The organism is Streptomyces sparsus, from assembly GCF_054776295.1.
Map to the genome: position 1 here is coordinate 1 of NZ_BAAHCA010001180.1, position 1,290 is coordinate 1,290.

1 protein-coding gene is annotated in these 1,290 nt (G+C 73.8%); it reads left to right on the plus strand.

What is annotated here, in order from left to right; translation table 11 throughout:
* The first annotated feature begins 241 nt into the window (after window positions 1-241).
* Window positions 242-1,204 (plus strand): zinc-binding dehydrogenase, encoded by a 963-nt coding sequence (locus ACYVE9_RS27265; RefSeq protein WP_461030559.1) that lies wholly within the window; start codon window positions 242-244, stop codon window positions 1,202-1,204.
* The last annotated feature ends 86 nt before the right edge of the window (window positions 1,205-1,290 follow it).

The following is a 1,290-nucleotide window of genomic DNA, read 5'->3' on the forward strand; positions in this document are numbered from 1 at the left end:
GTCGGCCCGCCGGCCCAGTACCGACGGCACTGAGCCCGCGGAGCCCGGCGTCGAGTCGGTGACCCATCCGGTGGCCAGGGGGCCGAGCCGGCTGGCCGAAGACGTGCCCGCGACGGGCCCGGGGCCTGTGTCGGGAGCCGCGGGGCGGCGGCCCGTGCACCCCGGTTGACGTGCGGGGCGCGGCGCGTGTCACACAGGTGCCTGGTTCCGTCACGGGAGCGGGCGGCGTAGCTTGAGGATCATGTTTGCTGCCTACGCCGCCCGCATCGACCGGGAAGAGCCGCTGAACGGACTGGAGCTGGGAGAGCGGCCGGAGCCGGACGTTCCGCCGGGCTGGACCACCGTGGACGTGAAGGCCGCCTCGCTCAACCACCACGACCTGTGGTCGCTGCGCGGCGTCGGCCTGGGAGAGGAGTCGCTGCCGATGATCCTCGGCTGCGACGCGGCCGGGGTCGACGCCGACGGCAACGAGGTCGTGCTGCACTCGGTGATCGGTCAGACCGGGCACGGGGTCGGGCCCCGCGAGCCGCGTTCGATCCTCACCGAGAAGTACCAGGGCACGTTCGCCGAGCGGGTCGCCGTGCCGCAGTGGAACGTACTGCCCAAGCCGAAGGAGCTGTCCTTCGCGGAGGCCGCGTGCCTGCCGACGGCGTGGCTCACCGCCTACCGGATGCTCTTCACCAACGCCGGGGTGCGCCCCGGCGACAGCGTGCTGGTCCAGGGTGCGGGCGGCGGCGTCGCCACCGCCGCGATCGTGCTGGGGGCGGCGGCCGGCCTGCGGGTCTTCGCCACCAGCCGGGACGAGGCGAAGCGGACCCGAGCCTGCGAACTCGGCGCGGAGGCCGCTTTCGAGAGCGGCGCGAGGCTGCCGCAGCGGGTGGACGCCGTCATCGAGACGGTCGGCGCGGCTACCTGGGCGCACTCGGTGAAGTCGCTCAAGCCCGGGGGCACGCTCGTCATCTCCGGCGCGACCAGCGGCCCGAACCCGCCGACCGCCGAGCTGAACCGCATCTTCTTCCTGGAGCTGAAGGTCGTCGGTTCGACGATGGGCGACAAGGACGAACTGGCCGGGTTGCTGAACTTCTGCGCGGCGAAGGGCATCCGCCCGGTCATCGACTCGACGCTGCCGCTGGACCGGGCCCGGGAGGGCTTCGCCAAGATGGCTTCCGGCGAGCTGTTCGGCAAGGTCGTGCTCACCGTCTGAGCGCCCCCTGGGCCCTTTCCCCCGCCCCACCGGCGACGCCCGCCGACGACGCCCCACCGGCGGCGGCCCGGCCCGAGCCGGAGCCG